The organism is Segeticoccus rhizosphaerae (genome assembly GCF_009192725.1).
Lineage (GTDB): Bacteria > Actinomycetota > Actinomycetes > Actinomycetales > Dermatophilaceae > Segeticoccus > Segeticoccus rhizosphaerae.
On sequence record NZ_VOHR01000524.1, the window covers coordinates 1 to 1647 of the forward strand.

1 protein-coding gene is annotated in these 1647 nt (G+C 73.0%); it reads right to left on the minus strand.

Going from position 1 to position 1647, the window contains the following annotated elements:
• Nucleotides 1–39 precede the first annotated feature (39 nt).
• On the minus strand, nucleotides 40–1554 hold the full coding sequence (locus FRW57_RS21350; RefSeq protein WP_152187010.1) for an anthranilate synthase component I: 1515 nt from the start codon (nucleotides 1552–1554) through the stop codon (nucleotides 40–42).
• Nucleotides 1555–1647: the final 93 nt, after the last annotated feature.

Consider the following 1647-nt stretch of genomic DNA (forward strand, 5'->3'; position numbering starts at 1 on the left):
AGCCGTTCCGGCGGCCCGGTTGCTCGTCGGCCCCGGCGCTCACGGCGCCCTCAACCCCGTGGCGGCGGCCACGGCCCGCAGCGCGGCAGCAGCCTTGTTGACGCTCTCCTCGAACTCCAGCTGCGGCACCGAGTCGGCGACGATGCCACCACCGGCCTGCACGTGGGCCACACCGTCGCGGATCACGGCGGTGCGGATCGCGATGGCCATGTCGAGGTCTCCCGCGAAGTCGAGGTAGCCGACGACGCCGCCGTAGATCCCGCGCCGGCTCGGCTCGAGCTCGTCGATGAGTGCCATGGCCCTCGACTTCGGCGCCCCGGACAGAGTGCCGGCCGGGAACGTGGCGGCCAGCACGTCGTACGCGCCGCACTCGTCGCGCAGCTCGCCGACCACGGTGGACTCCAGGTGCATGATGTGGCTGTAGCGCCGGACCTGCATGAATTCCACGACGTCCACGCTGCCTGCGGCGCAGACCCGTTGCAGGTCGTTGCGCGACAGGTCGACCAGCATGACGTGCTCGGAGCGCTCCTTGGGATCGGCGAGCAGGTCCTCGCCGTTGGCGACATCGGCCTCGGGCGTTGCGCCGCGTGGCCGCGAACCGGCGATCGGGTGCGTGATCGCGCGTCGGCCGGTCACCTTGACGAGCGCCTCCGGGCTGGACCCCACGACGTCGTATGACGACCCGTCCGGTGCCGGGAGGCGCAGCAGGTACATGTAGGGGCTGGGATTGGAGGCACGCAGCGCGCGGTAGACGTCGAGCGAGTCCGCCGGGCAGGGCACCGAGAACCGTTGGGACAGCACGACCTGGAACACCTCGCCCGCCCGGATCGCCTCCTTGCCGGCCTCGACGACGGCGTGGAACTGCTCGGGCGTGTGGTTGCTGGTCGGCTCCGGCCCGGCCGGCTCGATGACGGCCACGGTGCTCGGCGCGGGCGCCGCGAGGTCGGCCGTCATCTGGTCGAGCCGCGCGACCGCGTCCTGATGTGCCTCGGCCATCCGCTCGTCGGTGGCGTCGTAGTTGACCGCGTTGGCCACGAGCAGCAGCGAACCGTCGGCGTGGTCGAGCACCGCGAGGTCGGTCGCGAGCATCATCGCGAGCTCGGGCAGGTGCAGCTCGTCAGGGGCGTTGTCCGGCACCTTCTCCCAGCGGCGGACGGCGTCGTAGGTGATGGCCCCGACCATCCCGCCGGTCAGCGGCGGGAGACCGGGCAGTGGGGGCGTCGACAAGGTCTCGACGGTGGCGCGGAGGGCGGTCAGCGGGTCGCCGTCGACCGGCACACCGACCGGGGGCTCCCCGATCCAGTGGGCCCGCCCGTCGCGCTCGGTCAGGGTCGCCCGGCACGCGGCGCCCACGATGGAGTAGCGCGACCACACGCCACCGTGCTCGGCGGACTCGAGCAGGAAGGTGCCGGGACGGTCCTTCGCGAGCTTGCGGTAGACGCCGACCGGAGTCTCCGCGTCGGCGAGGAACCGCCGGACGACGGGGATCACGCGGCGGTCTCGTGCCTGCTCGGCGAACCCTTCGAGCGAGGGCCAGGTCACGCCATACCGCAGGTCCGGCGTCGGCGTCGCCGACCGCCCGGTGCCGGCCGGGCCCGGCTGCCCGCCACCTGGCGTGGCCTGCTGCGCCGTCGCTGGGGTCGTCGG